This is a genomic window from Verrucosispora sp. NA02020 (assembly GCF_013364215.1).
In the GTDB taxonomy this organism is placed as follows: domain Bacteria; phylum Actinomycetota; class Actinomycetes; order Mycobacteriales; family Micromonosporaceae; genus Micromonospora.
Map to the genome: position 1 here is coordinate 2,046,081 of NZ_CP054923.1, position 25,141 is coordinate 2,071,221.

23 protein-coding genes are annotated in these 25,141 nt (G+C 71.4%); 10 read left to right on the plus strand and 13 right to left on the minus strand.

Annotated features, from left to right (window positions below; all coding sequences use genetic code 11):
- The first annotated feature begins 16 nt into the window (after positions 1-16).
- The 3 genes from hemE to hemQ are packed head-to-tail and all read left to right on the plus strand — an operon-like array spanning position 17 to position 3,215.
- On the plus strand, positions 17-1,102 hold the full coding sequence (gene hemE / locus HUT12_RS08980; RefSeq protein WP_176093082.1) for a uroporphyrinogen decarboxylase: 1,086 nt from the start codon (positions 17-19) through the stop codon (positions 1,100-1,102).
- A gap of 5 nt (positions 1,103-1,107) precedes the next feature.
- The gene (hemG, locus tag HUT12_RS08985; RefSeq protein ID WP_176093083.1) at positions 1,108-2,517 is read left to right on the plus strand and encodes a protoporphyrinogen oxidase; all 1,410 of its coding nucleotides are present in this window, start codon (positions 1,108-1,110) and stop codon (positions 2,515-2,517) included.
- Positions 2,514-3,215 carry a hydrogen peroxide-dependent heme synthase gene (gene hemQ / locus HUT12_RS08990; protein ID WP_176093084.1) on the plus strand — a complete coding sequence of 234 codons (702 nt, stop codon included), beginning with the start codon at positions 2,514-2,516 and terminating at the stop codon, positions 3,213-3,215. The genes hemG and hemQ overlap by 4 nt, the downstream gene beginning before the upstream one ends.
- 236 nt (positions 3,216-3,451) lie before the next feature.
- Here hemQ and HUT12_RS08995 read toward each other — a convergent pair whose 3' ends face one another.
- The 3 genes from HUT12_RS08995 to HUT12_RS09005 all read right to left on the minus strand — a co-directional run bounded on the left by HUT12_RS08995 (position 3,452) and on the right by HUT12_RS09005 (position 5,582).
- Positions 3,452-4,480 carry a lytic polysaccharide monooxygenase gene (locus HUT12_RS08995; RefSeq protein ID WP_236146023.1) on the minus strand — a complete coding sequence of 343 codons (1,029 nt, stop codon included), beginning with the start codon at positions 4,478-4,480 and terminating at the stop codon, positions 3,452-3,454.
- 219 nt (positions 4,481-4,699) lie between these two features.
- A complete protein-coding gene (locus HUT12_RS09000; protein ID WP_176093085.1) occupies positions 4,700-5,140 on the minus strand; it encodes a GNAT family N-acetyltransferase in 441 nt (146 codons plus the stop codon).
- A gap of 181 nt (positions 5,141-5,321) precedes the next feature.
- The gene (locus tag HUT12_RS09005; protein ID WP_131057241.1) at positions 5,322-5,582 is read right to left on the minus strand and encodes a Prokaryotic metallothionein; all 261 of its coding nucleotides are present in this window, start codon (positions 5,580-5,582) and stop codon (positions 5,322-5,324) included.
- Between the two features lie 407 nt (positions 5,583-5,989).
- Here HUT12_RS09005 and HUT12_RS09010 point away from each other — a divergent pair, with 407 nt between their 5' ends.
- Both HUT12_RS09010 and HUT12_RS09015 read left to right on the plus strand, forming a co-directional pair.
- Positions 5,990-6,736, plus strand: coding sequence for a lytic polysaccharide monooxygenase (locus HUT12_RS09010; RefSeq protein ID WP_176093086.1), 747 nt, complete (start codon positions 5,990-5,992; stop codon positions 6,734-6,736).
- 92 nt (positions 6,737-6,828) lie between these two features.
- On the plus strand, positions 6,829-7,437 hold the full coding sequence (locus tag HUT12_RS09015; protein ID WP_254876754.1) for a DUF305 domain-containing protein: 609 nt from the start codon (positions 6,829-6,831) through the stop codon (positions 7,435-7,437).
- 52 nt (positions 7,438-7,489) lie between these two features.
- On the opposite strand, the gene msrB is transcribed toward HUT12_RS09015, so the two are convergent.
- Complete coding sequence (msrB, locus tag HUT12_RS09020) at positions 7,490-7,900, minus strand: peptide-methionine (R)-S-oxide reductase MsrB (RefSeq protein ID WP_131052832.1); 411 nt, start codon at positions 7,898-7,900, stop codon at positions 7,490-7,492.
- A 47-nt stretch (positions 7,901-7,947) separates the two neighbouring features.
- On the opposite strand from msrB, the gene ligD reads away from it, so the two are divergent.
- Positions 7,948-8,973, plus strand: a complete 1,026-nt coding sequence (ligD, locus tag HUT12_RS09025; RefSeq protein ID WP_176093087.1) for a non-homologous end-joining DNA ligase — start codon at positions 7,948-7,950, stop codon at positions 8,971-8,973.
- 152 nt (positions 8,974-9,125) lie between these two features.
- On the opposite strand, the gene HUT12_RS09030 is transcribed toward ligD, so the two are convergent.
- The 3 genes from HUT12_RS09030 to HUT12_RS09040 form a co-directional block, all read right to left on the minus strand.
- On the minus strand, positions 9,126-9,578 hold the full coding sequence (locus HUT12_RS09030) for a GNAT family N-acetyltransferase (protein WP_176093088.1): 453 nt from the start codon (positions 9,576-9,578) through the stop codon (positions 9,126-9,128).
- 194 nt (positions 9,579-9,772) lie between these two features.
- Positions 9,773-11,299, minus strand: a complete 1,527-nt coding sequence (locus tag HUT12_RS09035; RefSeq protein WP_176095706.1) for an alpha/beta hydrolase — start codon at positions 11,297-11,299, stop codon at positions 9,773-9,775.
- 114 nt (positions 11,300-11,413) lie between these two features.
- A complete protein-coding gene (locus HUT12_RS09040; RefSeq protein WP_176093089.1) occupies positions 11,414-12,520 on the minus strand; it encodes an ATP-dependent DNA ligase in 1,107 nt (368 codons plus the stop codon).
- 136 nt (positions 12,521-12,656) lie between these two features.
- Here HUT12_RS09040 and HUT12_RS09045 point away from each other — a divergent pair, with 136 nt between their 5' ends.
- Positions 12,657-12,869 carry a hypothetical protein gene (locus tag HUT12_RS09045; protein WP_131052828.1) on the plus strand — a complete coding sequence of 71 codons (213 nt, stop codon included), beginning with the start codon at positions 12,657-12,659 and terminating at the stop codon, positions 12,867-12,869.
- Positions 12,870-12,898: 29 nt separating this feature from the next.
- Here HUT12_RS09045 and HUT12_RS09050 read toward each other — a convergent pair whose 3' ends face one another.
- Positions 12,899-13,816, minus strand: a complete 918-nt coding sequence (locus tag HUT12_RS09050; RefSeq protein WP_176093090.1) for a DNA-3-methyladenine glycosylase — start codon at positions 13,814-13,816, stop codon at positions 12,899-12,901.
- 477 nt (positions 13,817-14,293) lie between these two features.
- Here HUT12_RS09050 and HUT12_RS09055 point away from each other — a divergent pair, with 477 nt between their 5' ends.
- From HUT12_RS09055 to HUT12_RS09065, 3 genes are all read left to right on the plus strand, one after another.
- Positions 14,294-16,108 (plus strand): stealth family protein, encoded by a 1,815-nt coding sequence (locus HUT12_RS09055; protein ID WP_176093091.1) that lies wholly within the window; start codon positions 14,294-14,296, stop codon positions 16,106-16,108.
- Positions 16,109-16,131: 23 nt separating this feature from the next.
- A complete protein-coding gene (locus HUT12_RS09060) occupies positions 16,132-18,906 on the plus strand; it encodes a CDP-glycerol glycerophosphotransferase family protein (protein WP_176093092.1) in 2,775 nt (924 codons plus the stop codon).
- A 64-nt stretch (positions 18,907-18,970) separates the two neighbouring features.
- Positions 18,971-20,737 (plus strand): stealth family protein, encoded by a 1,767-nt coding sequence (locus tag HUT12_RS09065; RefSeq protein WP_176093093.1) that lies wholly within the window; start codon positions 18,971-18,973, stop codon positions 20,735-20,737.
- A gap of 62 nt (positions 20,738-20,799) precedes the next feature.
- Here HUT12_RS09065 and HUT12_RS09070 read toward each other — a convergent pair whose 3' ends face one another.
- The 5 genes from HUT12_RS09070 to HUT12_RS09090 all read right to left on the minus strand — a co-directional run bounded on the left by HUT12_RS09070 (position 20,800) and on the right by HUT12_RS09090 (position 25,045).
- Positions 20,800-21,486, minus strand: a complete 687-nt coding sequence (locus HUT12_RS09070; protein WP_131052823.1) for a hypothetical protein — start codon at positions 21,484-21,486, stop codon at positions 20,800-20,802.
- A 195-nt stretch (positions 21,487-21,681) separates the two neighbouring features.
- On the minus strand, positions 21,682-22,458 hold the full coding sequence (locus HUT12_RS09075) for a zf-HC2 domain-containing protein (RefSeq protein WP_176093094.1): 777 nt from the start codon (positions 22,456-22,458) through the stop codon (positions 21,682-21,684).
- On the minus strand, positions 22,455-23,147 hold the full coding sequence (locus HUT12_RS09080; protein WP_119579049.1) for a sigma-70 family RNA polymerase sigma factor: 693 nt from the start codon (positions 23,145-23,147) through the stop codon (positions 22,455-22,457). The genes HUT12_RS09075 and HUT12_RS09080 overlap by 4 nt, the downstream gene beginning before the upstream one ends.
- An 84-nt stretch (positions 23,148-23,231) precedes the next feature.
- The gene (locus HUT12_RS09085) at positions 23,232-24,089 is read right to left on the minus strand and encodes a spermidine synthase (protein WP_176093095.1); all 858 of its coding nucleotides are present in this window, start codon (positions 24,087-24,089) and stop codon (positions 23,232-23,234) included.
- Positions 24,089-25,045, minus strand: coding sequence for a hypothetical protein (locus HUT12_RS09090; protein WP_176093096.1), 957 nt, complete (start codon positions 25,043-25,045; stop codon positions 24,089-24,091). The genes HUT12_RS09085 and HUT12_RS09090 overlap by 1 nt, the downstream gene beginning before the upstream one ends.
- Positions 25,046-25,141 lie beyond the last annotated feature (96 nt).

A 25,141-nucleotide genomic window follows, 5' to 3' on the forward strand; every position in this document is an offset into this window, starting at 1 on the left:
TGGCACGATGGCCGCGATGGCCACCGAGACCACGGGCGACGCCGCCCGAGACGACGCAACCCGCCCCGACGGGCCGGCCGACTCGCCCTTCGTGCGGGCGTGCCGCCGCCGGTCCGTCCCACACACCCCGGTCTGGTTCATGCGCCAGGCCGGCCGCTCGCTGCCGGAGTACCGCCAGATCCGGGCCAACGTGGCGATGTTGGAGTCCTGCCGCCGCCCCGAGCTGGTCACCGAGATCACCATCCAGCCGGTACGCCGGCACCACGTGGACGCGGCGATCCTCTTCAGCGACATCGTGGTGCCGGTCGCCGCCGCCGGGGTCGACCTGGACATCGTGCCCGGGACCGGCCCGGTGGTGGCCGAACCGGTCCGCACCGCCGCCGACGTCGCGCGGATCCGACCCATCGACCGCAGCGACGTCGGGTACGTCGACGAGGCGGTCCGGATGCTGGTCAAGGAGTTGGGCGACACGCCGCTGATCGGCTTCGCCGGTGCCCCCTTCACGCTCGCCAGCTACCTGGTCGAGGGCGGGCCGTCGCGGACCCACGCCAAGACCAAGGCCCTGATGTACGGCGAGCCCGAGCTGTGGCACGCGCTGGCCGGCCGGCTGGCCGAGGTGACGTTGGCCTTCCTGCGCGTACAGATCGAGGCCGGGGTCTCCGCCGTACAGCTCTTCGACTCCTGGGCCGGCGCGCTCTCCGAGGCCGACTACCGTCGCTTCGTGCTGCCCCACTCGACGGCCGTGCTCAGCGGGCTGGCCGACTCGGGTGTGCCCCGGATCCACTTCGGGGTGGGCACCGCCGAGCTGCTCGGCGCGATGGGCGAGGCCGGTGCCGACGTGGTCGGCGTGGACTGGCGTACGCCGCTGGACGTCGCGACCGGCCGGATCGGGCCGGACAAGGCCGTGCAGGGCAACCTCGACCCGTGCCTGCTGTTCGCCCCGTGGCCGGTGATCGAGGCCGAGGTGCGGCGGATCCTCGACGAGGGCCGGGCCACCCCCGGGCACGTGTTCAACCTCGGCCACGGCGTCCTGCCGGAGACCGATCCGGAGGTGTTGACCCGGGTGGTCGCGCTGGTCCACGAGCTCTCCGCCCGGGACTGACCGCCATGGCGACGCGGTGGCGGGTGGCGGTGGTCGGCGGCGGCATCACCGGCCTGGCCGCCGCGCTGCGGTTGCGCGACCGGGCCCCCGAGGGCACCGAGATCACCGTGTACGAGCAGTCCGGCGCGCTCGGTGGCAAGCTGCGCACCGGCGAGCTGGCCGGCGGGCCGGTGGAGTTCGGCGCCGAGTCGTTCCTGATGCGGGACCCGGCCGGCGGTGAGTCGGCCGCGGTGACCCTGGTCCGCCGACTCGGGCTGGCCGACCGGATCGTGCACCCGACCGTCGGGCAGGCCGCCCTCGCCGTCGACGGCGGGCTGCGCCCGATCCCGGGCGGGACGCTGGTGGGCGTACCCGGGGATCTGGCGAAGGTGACGGCGGTGGCCCGGCCGACGCCGGAGGCCGACCACGACGGCGGTCGGCCGCTGCTCGGCCCGGGCGAGGACGTCGCCGTCGGCGCGCTGGTCCGCGCCCGCTTCGGCGACGAGGTGGTCGACCGGCTGGTCGACCCGATGCTCGGCGGCGTGTACGCCGGCCGCGCCGACGACCTCTCACTGGCCACCACCATGCCGGCGCTGGCCCGGGCGGCCCGGACGGAGCACACGCTGCTCGGTGCGGTACGCGCGGCGCAGGCCGCCACCCCCCGCGCCCCCGGCGAGCCGGTCTTCGGCACCCTGGCCGGCGGACTGGGCACCCTGGTCGACGCCGCCGCGACGGCCGGCGGGGCGACCGTCCGGCGCAACGCGGCGGTCCGCGAACTGGCCCCGGTCGGCCCCGGTTGGCGGCTCACCGTCGGCCCCACCCGCGACCCGGAGCACGTCGAGGTCGACGCGGTGGTGCTGGCCGTACCGGCCCGCCCGGCGGCCCGCCTGCTCGCCGAGACGGCCGCCGAGGTGGCGGCGCGGATCGGCGAGTTGGACTACGCCAGCGTCGCCCTGGTCACCCTGGCCCTGCCGGAGCCGGCGCTGCCGGCGCTCTCCGGCTTCCTGGTGCCCGGCACCGAGGGCCTGCTGATCAAGGCGTCCACCTTCTTCACCACCAAGTGGGGACACCTGCGCCGGTCCGACGGGCTGGCCCTGGTCCGCGCCTCGGTCGGCCGCTACCGCGACGAGGCCCAGCTCCAGCGCCCCGACCAGGACCTCGCCGCCACCGTGCACCGGGAGCTGTCGGGGGTGCTCGACACGCCACTGCCCGCCCCGGTGGACGGGCACGTGCAGCGGTGGGGCGGCGCGTTGCCGCAGTACACCCCCGGTCATCTCGACCGGGTGGCCGCCGCGCGGGCCGCGCTGCGGGCGACACGTCCGACGCTGGCGCTGGCCGGTGCGGGCTACGACGGGGTCGGCATTCCGGTCTGCGTCCGCTCCGGCGAGACGGCGGCCGAAGAGATCATCACAGCACTGGAGGGATCGGGCAGATGACCGAGCAGAGCAACGCGGCCCGGCTGCGGGAACTCAACGACACCATCCGCTACACGATGTGGTCGGTGTTCCGGGCCAGCGCGCCGCTGCCGTCACTGCGCGACAACGTGACCGGCGAGGTCGAGTCGCTGATCGAGGAGTTGGCCGGCAAGGACGTCGTGGTGCGCGGCACGTACGACGTCTCCGGCCTGCGCGCCGACGCGGACCTGATGATCTGGTGGCACTCCTCGTCCAGCGACGACCTCCAGGACGCGTACCTGCGACTGCGGCGGACCACCCTGGGGCGGGCGCTGACCCCGGTCTGGTCACAGATGGCGCTGCACCGGCCGGCCGAGTTCAACAAGAGCCACATCCCGGCGTTCCTGGCCGGCGAGGAGGCCCGCGCCTACCTCTGCGTCTACCCGTTCGTGCGCTCGTACGACTGGTACCTGCTGCCCGACGCCGAGCGGCGTGAGCTGCTCGCCGAGCACGGCAAGATGGCCCGGGGCTACCCGGACGTCCGTGCCAACACGGTCGCCTCGTTCGCGCTCGGCGACTACGAGTGGATGCTGGCCTTCGAGGCGGACGAACTGCACCGCATCGTCGACCTGATGCGTGACCTGCGCGGCTCGCGGGCACGGCTGCACGTCCGCGAGGAGGTGCCGTTCTACACCGGTCGCCGCCGCCCGATCGCCGACATCGTCTCCGCACTCGCGTGATACGCCGGCCGAGGTGTAAGGAAGGGCCCCGTGCTAACGCCTCGTGCATAGCAGGGGACCCCTGCTAACACCAACGCGTAGCGCACGGCACCATCGCGTAGCGCACGGCACCATCGCCCGGCGGACGCCGGCATCGCGCAGCGCAGGCCGGCATCGCCCGGCGTGCGGCGGCATCGGCCGACGCGACGAGCCGGCCGGGGCCGCGCCCGAGGGAGTAGGCGCGGCCCCGTCCGGGGTCAGGTGGTCGCCGTGCAGGTCAGCGTCGGTGCGCTCGACCCGCTGCCGGAGGCCAGGAAGCCGAAGGTGGTGCTGGCTCCGGCTCCGAGGCCTCCGTTGTAGCTGACGTTCTGGGCGGTCACCGTCGAACCGCTGGAACTGAGGGTGGCGTTCCACGCCTGGCTGACCTGCTGGCCGCTGGCGTACGTCCAGGTCACCCGCCAACTCCGGATGGCCGCGCTGCCCGCGGTCACCTGCACCTCACCCTGGAAACCACCGGACCAGGTCGAGGTCACCCGGTACGTCGCCGCGCAGGCACCCGCCACCGGCGGTGCGGTGGTCGTCGGCGGCGTGGTGGGCGGGTCGAAGGTCGGCGTCGGCGTTGGCGAGGCCGGCGGGGTGGTCGGGGGAGGCGTGGTGCCGCCACCGAACTGCACGTCGCTGCAGATGTAGTACGACTGGTCCGTGTGGCTGGCCTGCCAGACGGTGAACAGCACGTGCCGTCCGCTGCGACCCGGCGCGTTCACCGGGATCTCGGTGGACACCCCGTCGACCTCGCGCTGCCACTGCGAGGCCGGAGTGTTGCCGATCTGGCCGACCAGTTCCAGGTCCGACCAGGCAAGGGGCTTGGTCAGTACGTCGTAGCCCTGCCGGGAGGCGTACACCCGGATGTAGTCGGCACCGTGGCTGGCCTGGTCGAAGAACTTGAGCCGGAAGCTGTTGGCCACCGAGGTGGTCCGCCAGGCGCCGACGGCGTCCAACGCGTTGTAGCGCCCGCTCTCGGTACGGCCACCGGAGCAGAGCTGGCCGTTCGGGATGGCGCCCTGGTGGTTGCCGGCCACCCCCTCGCGGAACAGGCCGTTCCAGTTCCACATGGCGTTCGGGTTGGCCTGCCAGGCCTGCCAGCACATCGGGTCCTCGGTGGCCATCCGCGGGTTCTGGAAGTCACCGCCCCAGCGCTGCCAGCAGCCGTAGTTGCGGGAGATCGGGTTGGCCACCGAACCGTGCGCGGACACCGGAGCGACAAGCGCTGTGGAGAGCAGCAGCATGGCACCGGCCGCCACACCCAACAGCGACAGTGCCCGTGATTTTCGAACTAGCTTGGACATGGAGCCCCCAGGGGGAGTCGTCGGATCGCGACATCGCCCGGATCGCACGGGAGTTGCCTCTCCCGGCCTGATCACGTTGCCCTGGCTTCGCCCGAAGAATGGCACACACCATCGCCACTGGTCAATTCGATGGTGGGCTGGGCGGGACTGCCCGGCTGCTCAGACCACGCGGCGCATCGGGGTGTGCGAGATGCCGTCCTCGACGTACTCGGGCCCGCTGGCCGTGAAGCCGTACCTGGCGTAGAGGGCCACCAGGTGCGACTGGGCGTCCAGCACGCAGGGACGGTCACCGATCCGGGCCAGCGCCTCCGTCATCAGCCGTCCGGCGTGCCCGCCGCCGCGCGCCGCCGGGGCCACCACCACCCGTCCGATCCTGGCGACGCCGTCCGGGTCGGCCAGGATCCGCAGGTACGCGACGGGTGCGCCGCCGTGGGCCAGCCAGAGGTGCCAGGTGCCCGGTTCGACGTCCCGTCCGTCGAGTTCCGGGTACGGGCACTGCTGCTCGACCACGAACACGTCGGCGCGCAGGCGTACCAGGTCGTGAAAGGTCCGGGCGTCCAGGTCGGTGAAGCGCGCGACCCGCAGTTCGGTGCTCGACACCCGGCCAGGTTAGGCCGTGCCCGGTCGCGTGAAAGGAGGGGTCCCCTGCTAACGCCTCGTGCATAGCAGGGGACCCCTGCTAACGCGTGGGCGCGGCGGCGCCAGCGTGCGCGGCGGCGCTAGTGCGGTGCGGCGCTGGCGCGCGGGGCGGCGTTCAGCGGGGGAGCCGTCGCGCGGTGGGTCAGGCGGGGCGGGCGCCGACGGCGTCGCGGATCTCGGCACCCTGCTCCGTCTCCACCGCCCGTGCGCAGTGCCCGCAGCAGAAGAAGCGGCCGGAGACCTCCACGCCGTGTCCGAGGATCTTGACGCCGCAGTGTTCGCAGATGGGGGCCAGCTTGTGGCTGGCGCACTCGAAGCTGTCGAACGTGTGCACGTCACCGCTGACCGTGCGCACCTCGAACGCCAGCCAGTAGTCGTTACCGCAGACCTCACAGGTGGCCACGACGGATCCCTCCAGTTAGAGCCTTTTGTGCAAGTTTGCCCTGATCTAGGCTTGGTGCGACGCGAAATCGCGCTGACTCGTCCGGTTCGCTCGGCGTGTCGCCGACGCGCGTCGGCTGCCGTGTGCCATCGGCCGCAGCGTGCTTTGGTCCCAGCGCGTCGGCCACGGCGCGAGGCGTCCGGCCGGGCGCGGGCGGTCCGGTGGGCCGACGTCGGGCGGGCGCTGGCGTGCTGATGATCGTGAGGCGGGAGGAAGTGTGGGCGGACCTGGATCGACGCGCGGGCGCGACCTGAGGGGCCTCGGATGCGCGTACCGTGCGTTTTATCGATAGCGGTCTTTACTGTTAACAATGTTTAAATTATGTTGGTGGCACCTCACCAGGCAACATGCCGAAAGGGAGTGCCGCCATGCGTCGAAGAATCACCCTCCCGCTCGTCGCCGCCGGGGCCATGGTCTCCACCCTGGCCGTCGCGACCCCGGCCCAGGCCCACGGCTACGTCTCGTCGCCGCCGAGCCGCCAGGCGCTCTGCGCCCAGAACCGCGTACCGGACTGCGGCCAGATCCGCTGGGAGCCGCAGAGCGTGGAAGGCCCCAAGGGGCTCCGCACCTGCCACGCCAACATCTCCCACTTTGCCGTCCTCAATGACGACAACCGGGGCTGGCCCGCCACCTCGGTCGGCACCACGGTCACCTTCACCTGGGTCAACACCGCGCAGCACGCCACCCGCGACTGGGAGTACTTCATCGGCAACACCCGGGTCGCGGTGTTCAGCGGCGGCAATCGCCAGCCGGGTCCCACCGTCTCGCACACCGTGAACCTGTCCGGCTACTCGGGCCGCCAGAAGCTGCTGGCCGTCTGGAACATCTCGGACACCGCCAACGCCTTCTACTCCTGCGTCGACCTCCAGATCGGCGGCGGCAGCGGCAACCCCACGCCGAGCCCGAGCCCGACCACCCCGCCGGCACCGTCGCCGACCCCGACGACCGGCCCGACCACCAACCCGCCGGCCGGGGGCACGTGGACCGCCGGCCGGGCGTACGCCGTGGGCGACCAGGTCACCTACGGCGGGCGCACGTACCGCTGCCGGCAGGCGCACACCGCCATCGCCGGATGGGAGCCGCCGAACGTACCGGCGCTGTGGACCCAGGCCTGACCAGCGTGAGGTGCGGTCGGGCCCGGCCCGCGCCGCACCTCACGCCGGCTCCCCACCCGGCGGTACGCGCCGCCGCGTCCCACCGGCGTGCCGTGCGGTCCGTCGCGTCGCGTCGCTGGCCTGCCGCACTGCCCGCCCTGCTCGTCGTGCTGCTCGCCGCCGGATGCGGCGGCTCGTCCGTGCCGGCTGCGGACCAGGCGCCGAGCGGTACGCCGTCAGCGGTCGCCGCCCCGGCCACGCCCTCCGTCACGACCGAGATGACCGGCATCGACCTGCTGTTCCTGTCGATGATGGCTGGGCACACCGAGCAGACCCTGGAGATCGTCCGGCTGGTGCGGGACCGGCTGGTCGACGATGAGCTACGGACCCTGGTGGCCGCCATCGAGGTGACCGAGACCGACGAGCTGGCCGACGCGCGTGCCTGGCTGGCACAGGCCGGTCGCACCGCGCGGGCCGACGATCACGCCGGGCACGGCACCGGCCCGGACCAGTTGGCCCGGCTCCGCGACGCCGCGCCCGGCCAGGTCGACGCGGTACTCGTCGAGGTGCTCGGCGCCCACCAACAGGCCGCCGCCGACCTGGCCCGGGCGCACCTCGCGGCCGGCACCGACGAGCGGGTACGCGACCTCGCCCAACGCGTCGGGCAGTCGCGTACCGCCCAGGTGGCGATGCTGACCGCGCGCCCGGCGGCCGACGGCTGACCCGGCACGACGCGGGCCGACGGCCGACCGCCGGACGCGACGTGGCCGGCGGTCAGGCGGTGCTGGGGTCCAGGCGGATGGAGAGCGAGTTCACGCAGTGCCGGGTGTTCTTCGAGGTGAAGCCCTCGCCCCGGAAGACGTGCCCCAGGTGGCTGTCGCAGCGGGCGCAGCGGATCTCGACCCGCCGCATGCCGTGGCTGTCGTCCTCGATCTCGGTGATCGCGCCCGGGATGGCGTCGTCGAAGCTCGGCCAGCCGCAGTGCGAGTCGAACTTGGTGTCGCTCGGGTACAGCTCCGCGCCGCAGGCACGGCAGCGGTACATCCCCGGCGTCTTGGTGTCGACGTACTCTCCGGTCCATGCCGGTTCGGTGCCGGCCTCGCGCAGTACCCGGAACTCCTCGGGGCTGAGCCGGACCCGCCACTCGTCGTCGGTGCGGGGCAGTTCGCTGTCGGGAAGACTCACCGGACAACCGTACGTCGAAGGTCGGACCCATCGCATATGGTCGCGCCATGGCAGGTGCGAAGGCTGCGGCCGAGGAGATCGAGGTCGCCGGGCACACGGTACGGCTCTCCAGCCCGGATCGGGTGATCTTCCCGAAGCGCGGCTTCACCAAGGCCGACGTCTTCCACTACTACCGCAGCGTCGGCGACGGCATCATGCGGGCGCTGGGCGACCGCCCGACGACCCTGCAACGCTTTCCGGACGGCATCGAGGGCGAGATGTTCTTCCAGAAGAGGGTGCCGACGCGGGGTGTGCCGCCCTGGGTGCGTACCGCCGAGATCAGCTTCCCCAGCGGACGCAGGGCGGCGGAGCTGTGCCCGGCGGACCTCGCCCACGTGGCGTGGGCCGCGCAGATGGGCACCGTGGTGTTCCACCCCTGGCCGGTACGCGCCGCCGACATCGACCGTCCCGACGAGCTGCGCGTCGACCTCGACCCGCAGCCCGGCACCGACTTCGCCCACGCGGCCACCGCCGCCGCCGAGCTGCGCGTGATCCTCGACGAGCTGGGGGTGCCGGGCTGGCCGAAGACCTCCGGCGGCCGGGGCGTGCACGTCTACCTGCGTATCCAGCCGCACTGGAGCTTCGTCGAGGTGCGCCGGGCCACCATCGCGCTGGCCCGGGAACTGGCCCGCCGCCGCCCCGAGCTGGTCACCACCGCGTGGTGGAAGGAGGAACGCGGCGAACGCGTCTTCATCGACTACAACCAGATGGCCCGGGACCGCACGATCGCGTGCGCGTACTCGTTGCGGGCCAACGCCCGGGCCACCGTCTCCACCCCGGTCACCTGGGACGAGCTGCCCGACGTCGACCCCGACGACTTCGACCTGCGGACCGTGCCGCAGCGGTTGGCCGAGCGCGGCGACCCGCACGCCGGCATCGACGACGCCGCGTGGGACATCACCCCGCTGCTGGAGTGGGCCGAGCGGGACGCCGCAGCCGGCGAAGGCGACTTGCCGTACCCGCCGGACCACCCGAAGATGCCCGGCGAACCGAAGCGGGTCCAACCCTCCAAGGACCGCGACCGCCCCCGCTGACCCGTGCCGTGCCGTGCCGCTGTCGATCCGGTGTGCTCGGCAAGGTCACGCTCGATCCTGGATCGAGTGGCTTTGGAGCGCGCGGACAACCACTCGATCCAGGATCGAGCGGGATCTTGAGCGGCTCACGGGACCATCGGCCGAGGAGAGGGTCAGATACTGAGCTTCATGCCCTCGTGACTCGGGACGAAGCCGAGGCCGAGATAGAAACGGTGTGCGTCATGGCGGCTCTTGTCGCTGGTGAGCTGCACCAGCCCACAGCCGCGCTGCCGGGCGCGGTCGATCGCCCAGGTCATCATCAGGCGGCCCACGCCCCGCCCGCGCTGGTCCGAGCGGATCCGCACCGCCTCGATCAACAGCCGCTCCGTGCCGTGCCGGCCGAGTCCCGGGATGTAGGTGAGCTGCATGCATCCCAGCACCTCACCGTCGGCCTCGGCGACGACGAGGTGGTTACGCGGATCGGCACCGATGTCGGCGAACGCCTTCTCGTAGACGGCGTCGACCTCCCCGACGTCACGAGTACGCCCCAACACGTCGTCGGCGAGGAGATCGAGGACGGCGGGTAGGTCGGCCCGGACCGCCTCCCGGAAGAACACGTCGCTCATCCCGCGAGCGTCCCACAGCGGCGCGAACCGATGCGCGGGGGAGCAGCGTCATCCGTCGTTCTGGCGGGTGACGCCCTGTATCACCGCGATCGGGGCGCCGGCGGGTCCGCACTCGACCGGCAGGGGCGGCAGGTGGCCCGGCGGCTCGTCCTCGGTGAGTGGGGCCTCGACGTATCCGGATCTTCCTCGGGTCGCTAACGGGCGGGGCAGCGCTTGCCTTCGGCGGGGACGGTGAGGTCGATCAGGTACGCGTCGACGGCCTCGGTGATGCAGGGCGTCTGCGGGTATGCGGTGTGCCCCTCGCCCTCCCAGGTCAGTACGCGTCCGACGCCGAGCATCTCGGCCAGGGCCGGGGTCTGCTCGTAGGGCGTGGCCGGGTCGCCGGTGGTGCCGATGACCAGGATCGGCGGGGCACCTTCGGCGCGACCGGTGGGGTAGGGGTCGCTGCCGCCGGGCCACTCGGTGCAGGAGATCAGGCCGGTGGCGAGCGCCGGACCGAAGAGCGGGTACTGCGTACGCCACTCGGACTGCAACTGGCGGATCCGTTGCAGGCTGGGGCGTTCCTCGTCGTCGGCGCAGTTGATCGCCGTGTTGGCGTCGAAGAGGTTGGTGTAGCGGCCGTTGTCGTCGCGGTCGGTGTAGTTGTCGGCGAGCTGGAACACCGCGTCGGGGTTGCCCTGGTCCAGCTGGTCGATGGCGCGGGCGAGCTGCCGCCAGCCGGTCTCGTTGTAGAGCGACGAGATGACCGCGTAGAAGATCCAGCCGGAGGTGGCCTCGCGGCCGTCGGCGGAGCGGACGGGGGAGGACTTGGCCTTGTCGATGGCGGAGACGACTGCGGCTCGGGCGTCGGGGGCGATCGGGCAGTTGCCGGCGTTGGCCGCGCACCACCGGCCGAAGTTGTCGAAGGCGCGCTCGAAGCCCTTGGCCTGGCTCTCCGAACCGGCGATCAGATTCTGTCGGGGGTCGACCGCGCCGTCGAGCACCAGCGCCCGCACCCGCTGCGGGAAGAGTTGGGCGTACGTGGCGCCGAGCAGCGTGCCGTACGAGTATCCGAGGTAGGTCATCTTGTCGTCGCCGACGGCCGCGCGGATCGCGTCCATGTCCCGGGCGGTCTGCTCGGTGGAGTAGAGCTTGAGCTGGTCGCCGTACTTGTCGCCGCAGCTCTGGCCGATCCGCTTGGCCATGGTCACGTAGACGTCGAACTTCTCCTGGCTCTCCGGGTCGGGGTCGTAGCCGAAGACGCCGTCCAGGTCGGCGTCGGAGATGCACTCGACCGGACTGGACCGGGCCACGCCGCGCGGGTCGAAGCCGATGATGTCGAACCGTTGCAGGATGCTGTCGGGCAGGCCGCCGAACTGCTCGCCGAAGGAGAGGTAGACGGCGGTGTCCACGCCCGACCCACCCGGGCCGCCCGGGTTGATCAGCAGCGAGCCGATCCGGTTGCGCTGGTTGTCGGAACGGACCCGCAACAGGGCGATCTCGAAGGTCTCGTCGGCGCCGGGGCCGGTGGTGGCGCCGGTGCCGCCGGCCCAGTCGCGCGGCACCTGGATGCGGGCGCAGTCGTACCGGACGCCGGGGGCGCTGCGTCCGACCAGGTCGTCGGGGACATCGGGGCAGGCCCGCCAGTCGGGTGCCGTGCCGGGTGGGGCGGCCGACCCTTGCGCCTCGACGTCGGCGCGCGGCGCGAAGGCCGGCAGCGTGCAGCCGGCGGTGACGACCATGGCGGCGGTCAGGCCGGCCAGGGTGAGCCGCAGGCGGCGGATCCGGTCGGAAGTACGGGTCACGAGCTGGGCCTCCGTGATCGGGTCGACGGCCGCGGGTCGGTCGGGTGCGGGTCAGTCGGACGCGGATCCCACCGGCACCGCCGGGTCACCCCGCAGGACCTGGTCCACGTCGAACCGCACCGGCCGGTCGAGTTGATCGTATCGGCAGGAACGCGGGTCGCGGTCGGGCCGCCAGCGCACGAACCGCGCGGTGTGCCGGAACCGGTCGCCCTCCATCGCGTCGTACGCCACCTCGACCACCAGCTCCGGGCGGACCGGCTCCCATTCCAGGTTCTTGGTGCCGGTCCACCGGCTGACCCCGCCCGGGATGCGCTGGCCCCGCTCGTGGTCGCCGTGCACCCACGGGTGTGCGGCGCCGACGTCGCGATAGGGCGCCAACTCCTCCAGCAGCTCGGCCCGGCGGGCCATGGTGAACGAGGCGCTCACGCCGACGTGGTGCAGCAGACCCTCGTCGTCGTAGAGCCCGAGCAGCAGCGAGCCCACCACCGGGCCGGACTTGTGCCACCGGAAGCCGGCCACCACCGCGTCGGCGGTACGCGCGTGCTTGACCTTGAACATCAACCGCTTGCCCGGCTCGTACGGCAGGTCGGCCGGCTTGGCGATCAACCCGTCCAACCCGGCGCCCTCGAACACGTCGAACCAGCGGCGGGCGGTGTCCGCGTCGGTGGTGACCTGGGTGACGTGCACCGGTGGGCGTACCCCGGCCAGCGCCTGCTCCAACCGGGCGCGGCGGGTCGGGTAGGGCGCGTCGAGCAGGCTCTCGCCGTCCAGCGCCAGCAGGTCGAAGGCGACGAAGTCGGCCGGAGTGGTCTCGGCCAGCAGTGTCACCCGGGACGCCGCCGGGTGGATGCGCTGGGCCAGCAACTCGAAGTCGAGCCGGGGCTGCCCGCTCGGGCCGTCCCGGCGGATCACGATCAGCTCTCCGTCGACCGCGCAGCGCTCCGGCAGTTGCCGACGGGCCTGCTCCACCACCTCGGGGAAGTAGCGGGTCATCGTCTTGCCACCCCGGCTGGCCAGCTCCACCTCGTCGCCGTCGCGGAAGACGATGCAGCGGAATCCGTCCCACTTGGGCTCGTAGGTCATCCCGGTCGCGGTCGGGATCGACGCCACACTGCGGGCCAGCATCGGCTCCAGCGGCGGGTTGATCGGCAGGTCCACGGCGACCAGTCAACCAGACCACACCGACAACGGTGAGGCAGATCACCGCCGCGCCGTGGGCGCGGTGTCCGCCCGTACGCCCTGCCGCCCGGCCCGGGCGAATCAGGAAACCGCAGGTCAGAGCTACTTTCGCGGAGTGTCGGAGTGGGTGTGCGGGTGCTGCGGGCGGTGGCGGGTCAGCGTCGAGCTGATCCAGCGCCGGTACGTGTACCGGCTGGTCCAGCACTATCCGCAGCGCTTCGGCGGGGGCAAGAACGTCCTCGGCGAGGTGGGCTCGGTGCCCGAGCTGGCGGAGCTGCTGCGTCGGCGTACCCCGGTGAGCCTGGCCGACCTGCGCGAAGCCGCCTGAACCGCCCTGCGCGAAGCCGCCTGATCCGGTCAGAAGCGGGCGAAGGAGCGGATCGGCGCGCGGGGACCGAACTTCGGTGCCTGGACGCCGGCGACCTCCAGCAGCCGGCAGACCCGGCCCCGGTGTCCCCGGAACGGTTCCAGCAGCTCCAGCAGCCGGGCGTCGTCACCACGCGGCTCACCGGCCAACGCCCAGGCCACCGTGTTCGGTACGTGGTAGTCGCCGACGCTCACCGCGTCCGCGTCGCCGTACGCCACGCGTACCACCTCGGCGGCGGTCCAGACGCCGATGCCGGCGACGGCGGTCAACCGGCGGGTGGCTTCGGCGCTGTCCGCGCAGCGCTCCAGCCGGTCGGCGACGGCGGCGGCCCGGCGCAGGGTCTCGGCCCGGCGCTGTTCGACCCCGAACGGGTGGAACACCCAGTACGGAGTGGCCGCGACGGCGGCCGGCTCGGGCGGCAGCAGCAGCGACACCGGCCCCGGTGCCGGTGCGGCGAAGTGGCGGACGGTGGCGGCGTACGCCCGGTAGGCCTCCTTGCCGGTCACCTTCTGCTCGAAGACGGCCCGGAGCACCCGGGGGAAGACCAGGCCGGTGGCGGGCATCCGCAACCCGGCGTGTCGGGCCGCGAGTCGCGCCACCACGGGATGCGACCGGGCCAGGTCGGCGAAGCCGGTCAGGTCGTCACGCAGCCCGGCGACGGCGTCGGCGTGCGCGACCAGCCAGTCGCCACCCGGCCCGTACCCGTCGGCCCGCAGCTCGGACCCGGTCCCGTGCAGCGCGAGGGTGCCGGGTCCGGCCGGTGTACGGGTCGCCCACCACAGGGTGTCGTCGACGATCCGGGCGCACGGGTCGTACGGGCTGAAGGTGAGCGGCCGGATCGTGGCGGCCAGCCGGTAGCCGGGTGGCGGGCGCAGCGTCCGGCTCGCGGTCGGCGCGGTCCCGGTCACCACCCCACTCTGCCATCCGGTCCGGGGCGCCGGGGCGGCGCGGTCCGGGCACGCCCTCGGCGGCGGTGCGCGGGCCGACCAGCGGACACCGTCCGTTCACCCCTGGGCCACCTGAACGGCCAGGATTCTTCGGGCAGATAATCCCAAAGATATATGTATCTGGCGAGATCATTGGGCTTCGGCGGCGACGCCACGGATTCATCGCTGTCCCGCTCCCGGACCCGCTGCTATGGTCCGACCTGCGCGGCACCCGTCCAGTCAGCACCTGACACCGGTGCGTGGTCGAGGAACGGCCGAACGGTCAGCGAATCGATCACCGAGCCGCGCACAACGGGGAGCTGTGCAGAAAGGCATTCGGGGATGACTGCTGGAGCGGTTGTTCGGTCCGGGCGGCGGGGAGCCGTCGTCTCGTCACACCGGCGTCACCACTGACGTGGCCGCCCGGGAGGTGACCCGCCGAACTCGACGGCCGGTCACGTGATAGCGCTGCGCGTCTACCGCCTGCTGCCGCTCGCTGCCCGGCGCCGCCTGCTGCGGCTGCTTCCGGAGCACCGGCGGATCGGCGTCGTGCGTACCCTCACCCGACCTCGCGGCGGCGAGACCCTGCATCCGGTCGGCGCCTCGGTGACCGTCACCGACGACGGCGTCCGCACCGAGGCCGAGGTGGTCGCGGCGGCCACACCGTTGCAGATGTGGCACCGCAACCTGACCGCCGTCACCTCCACCCTGGAGTCCGCCGGCATCGAATACCACTGCGTCCGCAACGACGACTACCTGCGCAGCACGGTGGCGGTGCTGGACGACGAGCAGGACGACCTGCGTGACCTGGTCGGTTCCGCGCCGGAGCTCGCCGGGGCACACGTCCGCGTCGTCGAGGTCCGGCCCGGACGCCACCAGCCCGACCTGGCGCCGACCGAGGTGATCCAGGTGTGGTTCCCGGTGACCGACGTGCGGGCCGGTGTGGTGCTGGGCGCGGAGTTCGCCTGCGAGATCGAGCTGTGGACCCGCGTCGAGGACGTGGTGCGCGCACCCCGGCACAACGCGGTCATCGACGAGGCGCCGGCCGTCGCCGAGCCGGTCCGGGTCGCGGCGGCACTGCTCAGCCACTTCGTGCCGGAGGCCGACGACCACCACTACGGCACCCGCCGTGACCTCGCCGTACGCGCCCCGGACCGGGTCGGGTTCCCGATCGACGCGGTCTTCACCTGGGTGGACGGCTCGGACCCGGAGTGGCAGGAGCGCAAGCAGGCGGCACTCGGCACACCCGGCGACGCGCTGCACGCCATCGCTGCCAACACCTCCCGCTACCACAACCGCGACGAGCTGCGGTACGCGATGCGGGCGCTGCACAGCTTCGCGCCCTGGCTGCGGAAGATCTTCGTGGTCACCGACAGCCAACTGCCGAGTTGGCTCGATCCGAGCCACCCGATGATCACCGTGGTCTCGCACGCCGACCTCTTCGCCGACCTCGGCGGCCTGTCGTCGTTCAACTCGCACGCCATCGAATCCCGGCTGCACCGGATCGACGGCCTGGCGGAACACTTCCTCTATCTCAACGACGACGTCTTCCTGGGCCGCCCGCTCCTGCCCACGCACTTCTTCCACGCCAACGGGATCGCGAAGTTCTTCCTGTCCCCGGCGCAGTTCGGGCTCGGCGAGGCGAAGCCCGGCGACCCACCGGTGAACGCCGCCGGGAAGAACAACCGCCGGCACATCCAGCGGCAGTTCGGGGTGACCATCACGCAGAAGATGAAGCACACCCCGTTCGCCCTGCGGCGCAGCATCATGCACCAGATCGAGGAGGTGCTCCGGGCGGACGTCACCGCCACCGCCCAGCACCTGTTCCGGCACCACGAGGACCTGTCGATCCCGTCGTCGCTGCACCAGTACTGGGCGTACCTGACCGGCCAGGCCGTACCCGCCGACATCGAGTACGAGTACGCCGACCTCGGCCATCCGTCCACCCCGGCCCGTCTCGCCGAGCTGCTGGCGCGCCGCCACCGCGACGTGTTCTGCCTCAACGACACCGATTCGGATCCGCGCGCGTTCGCCGACCAGGAGCGGATGCTGGCCGACTTCCTGCCCCGCTACCTTCCCTTCCCTGCACCGTTCGAACTGCCCGACGACGAGGTGGCGGAACGCCGCACGCTGAGCGCCAGCGCACTGTGGCGTGACGCGCAGCAGTCGGTGCCGAGTGCGCGCCAGCCCTCGGTGGACGCTCCGACGCTGCCGAACAGCATGCTCAAGACGCTCGGCGACCTCAGAGGCGTCCCACTGCGTCCGGACGGCTGAACCCGTCGCGCCGGTCGTCAGCGGTGTTCGCCTTCGTCGTCTGTACGTCATTCTTAGTGGAGCCCAGTGTGGTAGGCCCTGCGCCTCAGGTCACGATCATCGTCCCGGTCTACAACGTCGAGAGCTACCTCCCCGAGACACTCACGTCGATCGCGGCGCAGACTGTGTTCGCTCAGTGTCGCGTGATCCTCGTGGACGACGGCAGCACCGACGGATCCGAATTGCTGGCGAAGCAGTTCGCTGCAGAACACGCGAACGCGACCGCTGTCCGGCAGGTCAACAGCGGGCCGGGCGCAGCCCGGAACCTTGCACTGGACATGGCGGATACGCCGTACGTCACGTTCGTCGACTCCGACGACATCCTGCCGCCCCGCGCCATCGAGCTGCTGCTCGCCGCGATCCTGAGGCACCGGGCGAGCATCGCGATCGGCGACATGAACACCTTTCCGAAGCCGACCGCCTTCCTGTGGAAGAAGCCGTTCGGGAAGGGGGACCGACTGTTGGACAGTGTGGTGGACGCACCCGAGCTGGTCTTCGACGCCGGTCCGTGTCACAAGCTCTATGACCTTGCGCAGATTCGGGAGCATGGCTTCCGCTTCCGCGAGGGTGTGCACTTCGAGGACGCCTTCCTGGCCATCCCGATGTTGCTCAAAGCGGAGCGGATCGCCCTGGTGGACGAGGTGGTCTACGAGTACCGCCGCCGCGGCAGCGGTGACTCCATCATGGACAACCTGTTCATCAGGGCGCAGAACTACTGGGACCACCTTGACCTCTGCGAAACCCTTGCAGAACTGCGCCCCGAACTGGATGTGTTCCGCCGCGAGGTATTGGAGCGCTTTCTCGTCCGCAGCTACCAGGGCTTCGCCATGCGTGCGCACACCTTGTTCGGTGATGCGGACCTGTGGCGGATCTTCGAGCGGTGCAGTCGGATCTACCAGGACATCGATCCGTCCTTCATTGCACGCTGGACCGCCGACACCCGGCACCGTGTTCCCTTCCTGGCCTTCAAGTCGTACGACTTCGACCTCTTCGCGCGGCCGTGGGAGCGGGTGCAGGGAGTGGTGGCCTGTGGGGGTGAACTGTTCCTGGACTACCCGATCGCGCCCGCACTGCTTCCGTTGACCAAGGTCAGTGCGGTTGCGGTACGGCTGGAGCAGGTCCGGGTCGCCGAGAACGGCACGATGGTCACCCTGTCGGGGCAGGTCCAGGTGAACGGCCTGCCCATGCATCGTCCGGTCCGTACCCCGCTGGGGCTGAGGGTGCGGGGCAGTGGGCTGACCGTGCCAGCGCTGCCGCAGCGTCGTCCGGATCTCAAGTCTGCTGACGACAGCCGCGAGTGGGCCGGCTTCACCGCCGAGATCCCCGCAGCTCAACTCCGTAACGGCAACCACAGCCTGCGTCTGGTCTTCCAGACCGAGACCGGACAGGCGTCCAGCCAGGCGGTGATCACGGCGGCCTACCTGCGGGACGCGCCGATGAAGCTGGTGGGAGACACTCGGATCCTGCCGAACTTCATCGGACGGGACAGCGCGGCCCTTCAGGTTCTCCGTGCCTCGGGCGCAACCGGTCAGCGGCGATGGCAGCGGATGCTGGTTCGTAAGGACCTCCGGCATGCCGTCGGGCGGCAGCCGTTCTGGAAGCAGCGTCTGCTGCGTCTGATCACCGAGCCGCTGATGCGTCGTCGTGACATCTGGCTGATCGGTGAGCGCAAGGACACCGCCCAGGACAATTCCTGGCATCTCTTCCGGCACCTGCGGAAGTCCGAACCCAAGCGGAACGTGTACTACCTTATCGCCAAGGGGAGCCCGGACCGCGAACGGCTGCGAGGGCTGGGTAACGTCGTCACGTGCGACTCGCTCCGTCACAAGTTCCTGCTCCTGCACGCCAGCAAGCTGATTAATTCGTATGACATCGACTCGTACATGCTGCCGTCGAAGTGGGACAGGACGGCATTCCTCAAGCACCTGAACTGGCGGATCGGCGCCGATCGCGTCTTTCTTCAGCACGGCGTCACGGACAAGGACGTCAGCGGTGGGTTGCATCGGGCCAAGACCGGGGTGGATCTCTTCGTCGCCGCTGCTGGCCTGGAGGCCGAGTACGTCGCGGAACACTTCGACTACGGCAGCGCTGCCCAGCGGCTCGGTTTTCCGCGCTTCGACGCCTTGGTGCCCGAGCGGGGTGGTCGGCGTATCCTGCTGATGCCCACCTGGCGTAGTTACCTGGTCAGCCCCTCCTACAACCCGGGACTGCCACCGCGGCTTCCGTTTGAGTCCTCGCGTTACGCCCTGTTCCTACAGGAGTTGTTCGCCAGTGAGGAGCTGAAACAGAGCCTCCGCCACCACGGGTACACCCTCGAATTCCTGCCGCACTACGAGATGCGGCAGGTGTCGACGAGTCTGGTGCCCTCGGATCCGTGCTTCGCGGTTGTCGATCAGACTCGGCGCAGCGTGCAGGACGCACTTCGGCAGTGCGACCTCTTCATCACGGACTATTCATCCACCGCGTTCGACGTCGCGTACCTCGGCACCCCGATGATCTACGCCCACTTCGACAGTGCGGAGTACTTTTCGATCGGGGGATACCGTCGGGGATACTTCGCCCACCATGAACACGGGTTCGGTCCCGTCTGTGAGACGGCTGAGGAGACGGTCCGGGCCATCGTCGGCTATCTGGAGAACGGCTGTCTCCGTGAGGAGGAGTACTCGCGGCGGGCGGCTGACTTCTTCGCGATTCAGGACCAGCACAACAGCCGACGGGTGAGCGCGGCTATCGCCGCTCTACCCGGCCCACGACGGTGATCCGACGACAACGCCGCGTCAGCCCGGCCAGGCCGGTAGGACAGACCGGTGCCGAAGGAGCAAGATGAGCGACGGGACCCCTTCTCCGCCGGAGACGCCACGGGCGGTGGCCGAGCCGTCGGGTTTCGTGGAGGTCTATCGGCGGGTGCTGAGCCCGCAGACCCGTCGGGCCATCGCGAAGAAGGTCAGTCCGCGTACCCGGCACCAGCTCAAGCAGTGGGTGGCCCGCGCCGCGGGGGACAGCCAGACCGCCGGCCGGCGGGGTGAGCGGTTGGCGCGTCGGCAGCCGGAACTGTTGGCCGGGGCGGACCGGGCGGTGGTCGTCGCCGACCAGGCTCCCCGGATCGCCCAGGTGGCGGCGACCGTCACCCCGGCCCGGGTACGGGCGGAGAACCTGGCGGCGGTGACGACGGCACTGGACGAGGCCGGCGTAGCGTACTTCCGGGTCCGTGGTGCCTCCCACCGGTCGTCGGTGGTCGCGGTCGACGCGGCGGATTGGGAGCGGGCGTGCGCCGCACTGGCCGCCGCCTGCGAGCGGGCACCCGGCTACGTCACGGTGCTCACCGACGGTGCGACGGGGACAACTGCCCCCGGGTTTGAGGCGAAGACCTGGCGCCGTGTCGCGGGCGCCACGGTGCTGCGGTTGACCTGGTATTGGACCGACCCCCGGCACCGGTTGGTGCTGGGTCAGGCGTACGGGTGCGAGGTGGAGTTCTGGACCCGCCAGGGGGCGGTGCTCGTCGCCCCGCGTCCGAACCGGGCGACGGCGGAGGTGGCCGCCGAAGAGCCCTCGGTGGAGGTTTCCGAGTCGCTGTTCACCGGGCTGGAGCCGACCGGCACCACGGCGACGGCCCGGACACGGCCCGCGTTCGCCGGTGCGCGTCCCTTCGACGTCACGTTCCCGGTCGACGTGGTCTACACCTGGGTCGACGGCACCGATCCGGACTGGCTGCGCCGCCGCGCCGAGGTGACGGGTGTGCCGTACCACAGTGAGGCGGCGAGCGCGGCGCGCTTCCTCAGCCGGGACGAACTGCGGTACTCACTGCGTTCGCTGCACCTGTACGCGCCCTGGGTGCGCAACGTCTACCTGGTGACCGACGACCAGGTGCCGCAGTGGTTGGCGCGGTCCGCGCCGGGCATCCGGGTGGTCAGCCACCGGGCGATCTTCTCCGACCTGTCGGTTCTGCCCACCTACAACTCGCACGCCATCGAGAGCCAACTGCACCACATCGACGGGCTCTCCGAGCACTTCCTCTATTTCAACGACGACGTGTTTCTCGGTACCGAGGTGCTGCCCTCGGACTTCTTCCTGGCCAACGGCATCTCCCGCTTCTTCCCCTCGCCCGCGCTGGTGCCGCCCGGAGCGGCGACCGTCGAGGACATCCCGTCGTCGGCGGCGGGGAAGAACAACCGCGCCCTGATGGCCGAACGGTTCGGGACGGTGCTGACGCAGAAGATGAAGCACATGCCGCACGCGCTGCGGCGCAGTGTGCTCTACGAGATCGAGGAGAACTTCGCCGAACCGCACGGCCGGACCGCCGGCAGCCGTTTCCGGAGCATGACGGACCTGTCGATCGCCTCGTCGTTGCACCACTACTACGCGTTCCACACGGGACGGGCAGTGCCGGGGGACCTGCGGTACGCCATCGCCGAACTGTCCCACCCGGACACGCCCGCCCGGCTCGCGCACCTGCTGGCCCGTCGGGACCGGCACGTGTTCTGCCTCAACGACGCCTTCTCCACCGAGGAGGACCTGGCCGACCAACTCAAGGTCGTCACCCCGTTCCTGGACACCTACTTCCCGGTGCCCAGCCCGTGGGAGAACGGCTGAGAGACGACCGTGGCCGGCCGCGCCCGTAACGGGCTGCGACCGGCCACCGGTGACGGATCGGATCAGTAGTCCGAGCCGCTGTCCGACTTGGTCTTCGAGGGCGGGGAGACCGCCTTCGGGGTGCCCTTCGGCAGGCACTCCAGGTTCTTGCTGCCGTCCGGGTTCACCACGAACCAGGTACCGCCGACGCCCTGGCCCTTCCACTGGCCGGGCTTCTTGTCACCGATGTAGGTGTAGAGCGGCCAGCCGTCGAGCGTGATCTGACGGGTGCCGTCGGGGCGGGTAATGGTGCCCACCGCGTCGTCCGAGACGCCCTTGAGCTTCGGGTTGCCGTCGGTCAGCGCGGCCGGCCACACCTCGATGCACTGGCCCTCGCAGTTGCTGGCCGGCGGGTCGTTGGTGTCGTTGTCGAAGCGGTACAGGAGGAATCCGTCCTGGTTGACGACCGCGCTGCCCATCCGGGGGAACTTCTTACCGGTGAGGCTCTCGGTCAGCTCGACGCCGTCGGGCAGGGGAACGTCGTTCGCGTCCTCGGCGCCGGGTGATGCCGAGGCGCCCGGGGTGGCGCTCGCCTCCGGGTTCGCGCTGACCTCCGGGTCGGCGGTCACGGTGGGCTCGGCCGCGGCAACGGCGACCGGCTCGACCGCGCCGGCGTTCGTCCCGTCGTAGCCTGCGGGAGCGCAAGCCGTAAGTACGACCATGGCGCCCACGGCGCTCACAGCGATGACGGTCCGCTTGATCTGTGCCACGTGCCCTCCTCATGCTTGACAGTCACCGGGATATACGGGGACGACAGTGTCAAGGTTGAATGCGAAACGGTGGCTCATTTCACAGCGGACCGTTGAACCGGACGGCCCGAACCTGCGTATGAGTGCGTATCCGCAGACCAGCGCCATGAAGGCCCGCCTCCGAACGGAGACGGGCCTTCACTCACGCGGTGCGGATCAGGGGGCGGGCACGGTCAGCAGCGACCGGGCGGTGCCCCTGCCGTTCACCTCCTGCACCTCGACGTGCTTGATGTCCTCCATCTGCACCGACGTGGTCGCGGAGAGGGCGGCCCGGGTCGGGTTGCTGTTGGTGCCGTACCCGGACGTCGGCACCGTCCAGGTGGAGACGACCTCGGTGCTGTTGTCCTTCTTGACCACGACCAGCCGGCAGGTGCGCGGACCGGGCAGCCGGCCCAGGCTGAAGTCCATCTTGGTGCCGAAGTCCTTGTCGATGAGCCAGAACGTGCCCTCGACGCCGGTGCTCGGGTCGGTGACGTCGACCTGCTCGCCCTCCTGCTCGTTGCCGCCGACGCCGGGGCCCGGGTTACCGGTGCCGCCGCCCGACGGGTCGAACGGGGCGCTGCTCGGCCCCCCGGCGATGGGCGGCGCGCTGTTGTCACCGGCCAGGTTGCTGAACACCACGCCGGTCAGGCCGCCGAACACCACCACGGCCGCCGCAGTCGCCAGGATCTGCCGGAACCGGGCCTTGCGCCGGTGGCTGCGCAACGCCACGAGCGTACGGTCCAGCAGGACCGGATCGGAGTGTGTCTGCTCCAGCGCCGTCACCGACTCCTCGTCGATGTCGGAGAGCAGCCCGACCACCGGCACCATCGATTCCAGTTCGGCGGCGCAGGCCCAGCAGGTCGCGAGGTGTTCCTCGAACCGCTCCATGTCCTGTTCGTCCAGTACGCCGAGCGCGTACGCGGCGACGTCCATGTGGTCTACCCGGCTCATTCCGTCACCCCCCGTTCCTGTAGAGCTGTGCGCAGCGCGCGCAGTGCGTAGTAGACCCGCGACTTCGCGGTGCCCAACGGCAGCCCGAGTTCCTCGGCCGCCTCCGGCACCGTCCGGCCCCGGAAGTACGTCGCCACCAGGATCTCCCGGTGCGATTGACTCAACGTCCGCAACGCGTCCGCCACCGTCATCGAGCGCAACACCCGATCGGTGCTGTCCGACTCGGCGAAGGCGGTCAGGTCCCGGTCGTACGTCTCGGCCGGCCGGGCCTGCTCGCTGCGGTGCTCGTCGATGGCGATCCGGCGGGCCACCGTCACCAGCCAGGGCCGAAGCGATCCCTGTCCCTGCGTGCCCAACCGGTGCGCGTTGCGCCAGGCCCGCAGCAACGTCTCCTGGACGATGTCCTCCGCCCGCTGCCGATCCCCACCGGTCAGCCGCATCACGAACATCAGCAGCGGGCCGGCGTGTTCGGCGTAGAGCGTGCGGATCAACTGGTCGGAGTGGGCGGCCTCGGTCGTCGTGGCCTGGTGTCGGCCAGGGGCAGGTCGCGGCGTCACCGGGCTATTCTGGCGAGACGTCGCGCGGGAGTCGACCCCACGGTCGGACGTGGTCGGCCGCGACTGGGACCGAGCGGACATCCAGTCCACCCGCACCCGGTCGCCCTGCCAACCGACCGCCAGTGCATGCATGCAGACCTCCGGATGTCCATGGACAGAAAGCCGTCCCCCCACGGGCATGGCTGCCGAGTAGTACGGAGGGCCTCGCCGAACGGATCAACGGCGGACGGAAAAAATCCCCGGTGGGGGTGGTGTGGAGTCGCTGGCGTCGCTGTCGCGTACCGCCGGGACGCCTCCGACGAACCGGTCCAGGTCCGCGCCGGCAAGCACCCGGCCCGGGAACCAGTCGCCGGCGGCCCGCCGCGTCAGCGCCGCCACCGGCGGATCCTGACGGCCGGCGACCAGCACCAGGTTGCCGTAGCGCCGCCCGCGCAGCACCCCGGCGTCGGCCACCAGGCAGGCCCGGGGCAGCAGGTCCCGGACGGTCGCGACCTGTCCACGGGCGTACCGCAGCGGCGGGCCGTCGGCCAGGTTCGCCAGGTACCACCCGCCGGGCCGGAGCACCCGGGCCACCTCGGTGGCGTACTCGACCGAGGTCAGCCGGGCCGGTGTCCGGGAACCGGCGAAGACGTCCGCGACGATCACGTCGTAACCGGCGTCCCGCCCGGCGGCCAGCACCGCCCGCGCGTCGTCCACCCGGACCTTCACCCGCGCATCGGGTCGCCAGGGCAGCTCCCGGCGGACCAGCTCGACCAGCGCACCGTCCACCTCGACGACCCGCTGCACCGAGCCGGGGCGGGTGGCGGCGACGTACCGGGGCAGGGTGAGCGCACCGCCACCCAGGTGCAGCACCCGCAGTGGCGCGCCGGCGGGTGCGACCAGGTCGATCGCGGCGGCCAGGCGGCGGACGTACTCGAACTCCAGGTGGGTCGGGTCGGTCAGGTCCACATGCGACTGCGGGGCGCCGTCCAGCAGCAGCGTCCACGACCCGGGCCGGTCCGGGTCGGGCGCCAGCTCGGCCTGCCCGGTGTCGACCTGCGCGGTGATCCGGTCGGCGTCGCGCCGCCGACCCATCAGCGACCCCTCCGGGCGGCGGCGGTCAACGCGCGGTGCAACAGCCGGGAGTCGCCCAACCGGGAGCGCAGCAGCCGTTCCAGCCCGGCGATCGGCACCAGGTTCTGCGGGGCGCGGGGGTCCTTGTAGGGAGTGGAGGCGAACCGGGGCAGGGTGACCAGCGACAGGTCGGCCAGCCGCACCACCTCGGCGATCTCCAGGTCTGCCGAGCACTCCAGCCGGACGATCCCGGCCCAGGGCGCACCGGCGGCCACCGGTAGCCGGACGTACCACGACCAGCCGCCCCACGCGGTGCCCAGACGGAACACCGGGGAGCGGTGCCCGGCGGCGAGCCCGGTGACCACCGCGGTGAGCCGGGCGTCGAGATACTGGCTGTGCTGGGTCTTGATGTAACCGAGGGTGCGCGGCAACTGCCGCCGGTTGCGCAGCGGTCCGTCCACCACCAGCAGGTCGTCGTCGGTACGCGCGGCGGACGAGACCTCCACCTCCAGCGCGGTCAGCGGCCCCTGCACGGCGGCCGGCAGCTTGGCCAGCTCCCCGGTGCCGCTGACCCGGTGCACCGGATAGCGGACGGTGCCGGCGACCACGTCGGCGGCAGACGGGCTGGCCGTGAAGAGTCCCCGGCCCACCTTGGCGCCGGCCAGCTGGGCCGCGCCCCGCTCCAGGTCGCACCGGACCACCCCGGCGGCGTACGACGCGGCCAGGCCCGGGAACGAGGTGCCGTCCTCCTCCGCCGTCCAGACGCTGGCGTCGATCCGGCGTACGCCGTCGACCAGCAGCACCACGTCCGGGGCGCGCACCCCGGGCCGGGGGCCGATCGCCCGCCAGTCCACCACCGGCAGTTCGTGGTCCGCCTCCACCTGGGCGCTGCTCGGCGCGGCCGGTCCGGCCGACGCCTCGAACGAGGCCCCGTAGGCCGGATCCCACGCGTCGACGAAGAACCGTCCCGCGCTCACGGGACGAACCTTTCGTTCGCGACTGCGGGGCTCCGCTGCGCTGCACTCCTCGCGCTCACGGGGTCACGCCTCTCGTTCGCGACTGCGGGGCTCCGC

Excerpts from the sequence above, each read along its gene's own strand:
- hemE (WP_176093082.1), top strand. The coding sequence starts at position 17 with ATGGCCACCGAGACCACGGGCGACGCCGCCCGAGACGACGCAACCCGC.
- HUT12_RS09030 (WP_176093088.1), bottom strand. The coding sequence starts at position 9,578 with ATGAGCGACGTGTTCTTCCGGGAGGCGGTCCGGGCCGACCTACCCGCC.
- HUT12_RS09075 (WP_176093094.1), bottom strand. The coding sequence starts at position 22,458 with ATGAGCCGGGTAGACCACATGGACGTCGCCGCGTACGCGCTCGGCGTA.
- HUT12_RS09085 (WP_176093095.1), bottom strand. The coding sequence starts at position 24,089 with ATGGGTCGGCGGCGCGACGCCGACCGGATCACCGCGCAGGTCGACACC.
- HUT12_RS09035 (WP_176095706.1), bottom strand. The coding sequence starts at position 11,299 with ATGGTCGTCACCGCCGGCTGCACGCTGCCGGCCTTCGCGCCGCGCGCC.
- HUT12_RS09065 (WP_176093093.1), top strand. The coding sequence starts at position 18,971 with ATGAGCGACGGGACCCCTTCTCCGCCGGAGACGCCACGGGCGGTGGCC.
- HUT12_RS09010 (WP_176093086.1), top strand. The coding sequence starts at position 5,990 with ATGCGTCGAAGAATCACCCTCCCGCTCGTCGCCGCCGGGGCCATGGTC.
- HUT12_RS09080 (WP_119579049.1), bottom strand. The coding sequence starts at position 23,147 with ATGCATGCACTGGCGGTCGGTTGGCAGGGCGACCGGGTGCGGGTGGAC.
- ligD (WP_176093087.1), top strand. The coding sequence starts at position 7,948 with ATGGCAGGTGCGAAGGCTGCGGCCGAGGAGATCGAGGTCGCCGGGCAC.
- HUT12_RS08995 (WP_236146023.1), bottom strand. The coding sequence starts at position 4,480 with ATGCTGCTGCTCTCCACAGCGCTTGTCGCTCCGGTGTCCGCGCACGGT.
- hemQ (WP_176093084.1), top strand. The coding sequence starts at position 2,514 with ATGACCGAGCAGAGCAACGCGGCCCGGCTGCGGGAACTCAACGACACC.
- hemG (WP_176093083.1), top strand. The coding sequence starts at position 1,108 with ATGGCGACGCGGTGGCGGGTGGCGGTGGTCGGCGGCGGCATCACCGGC.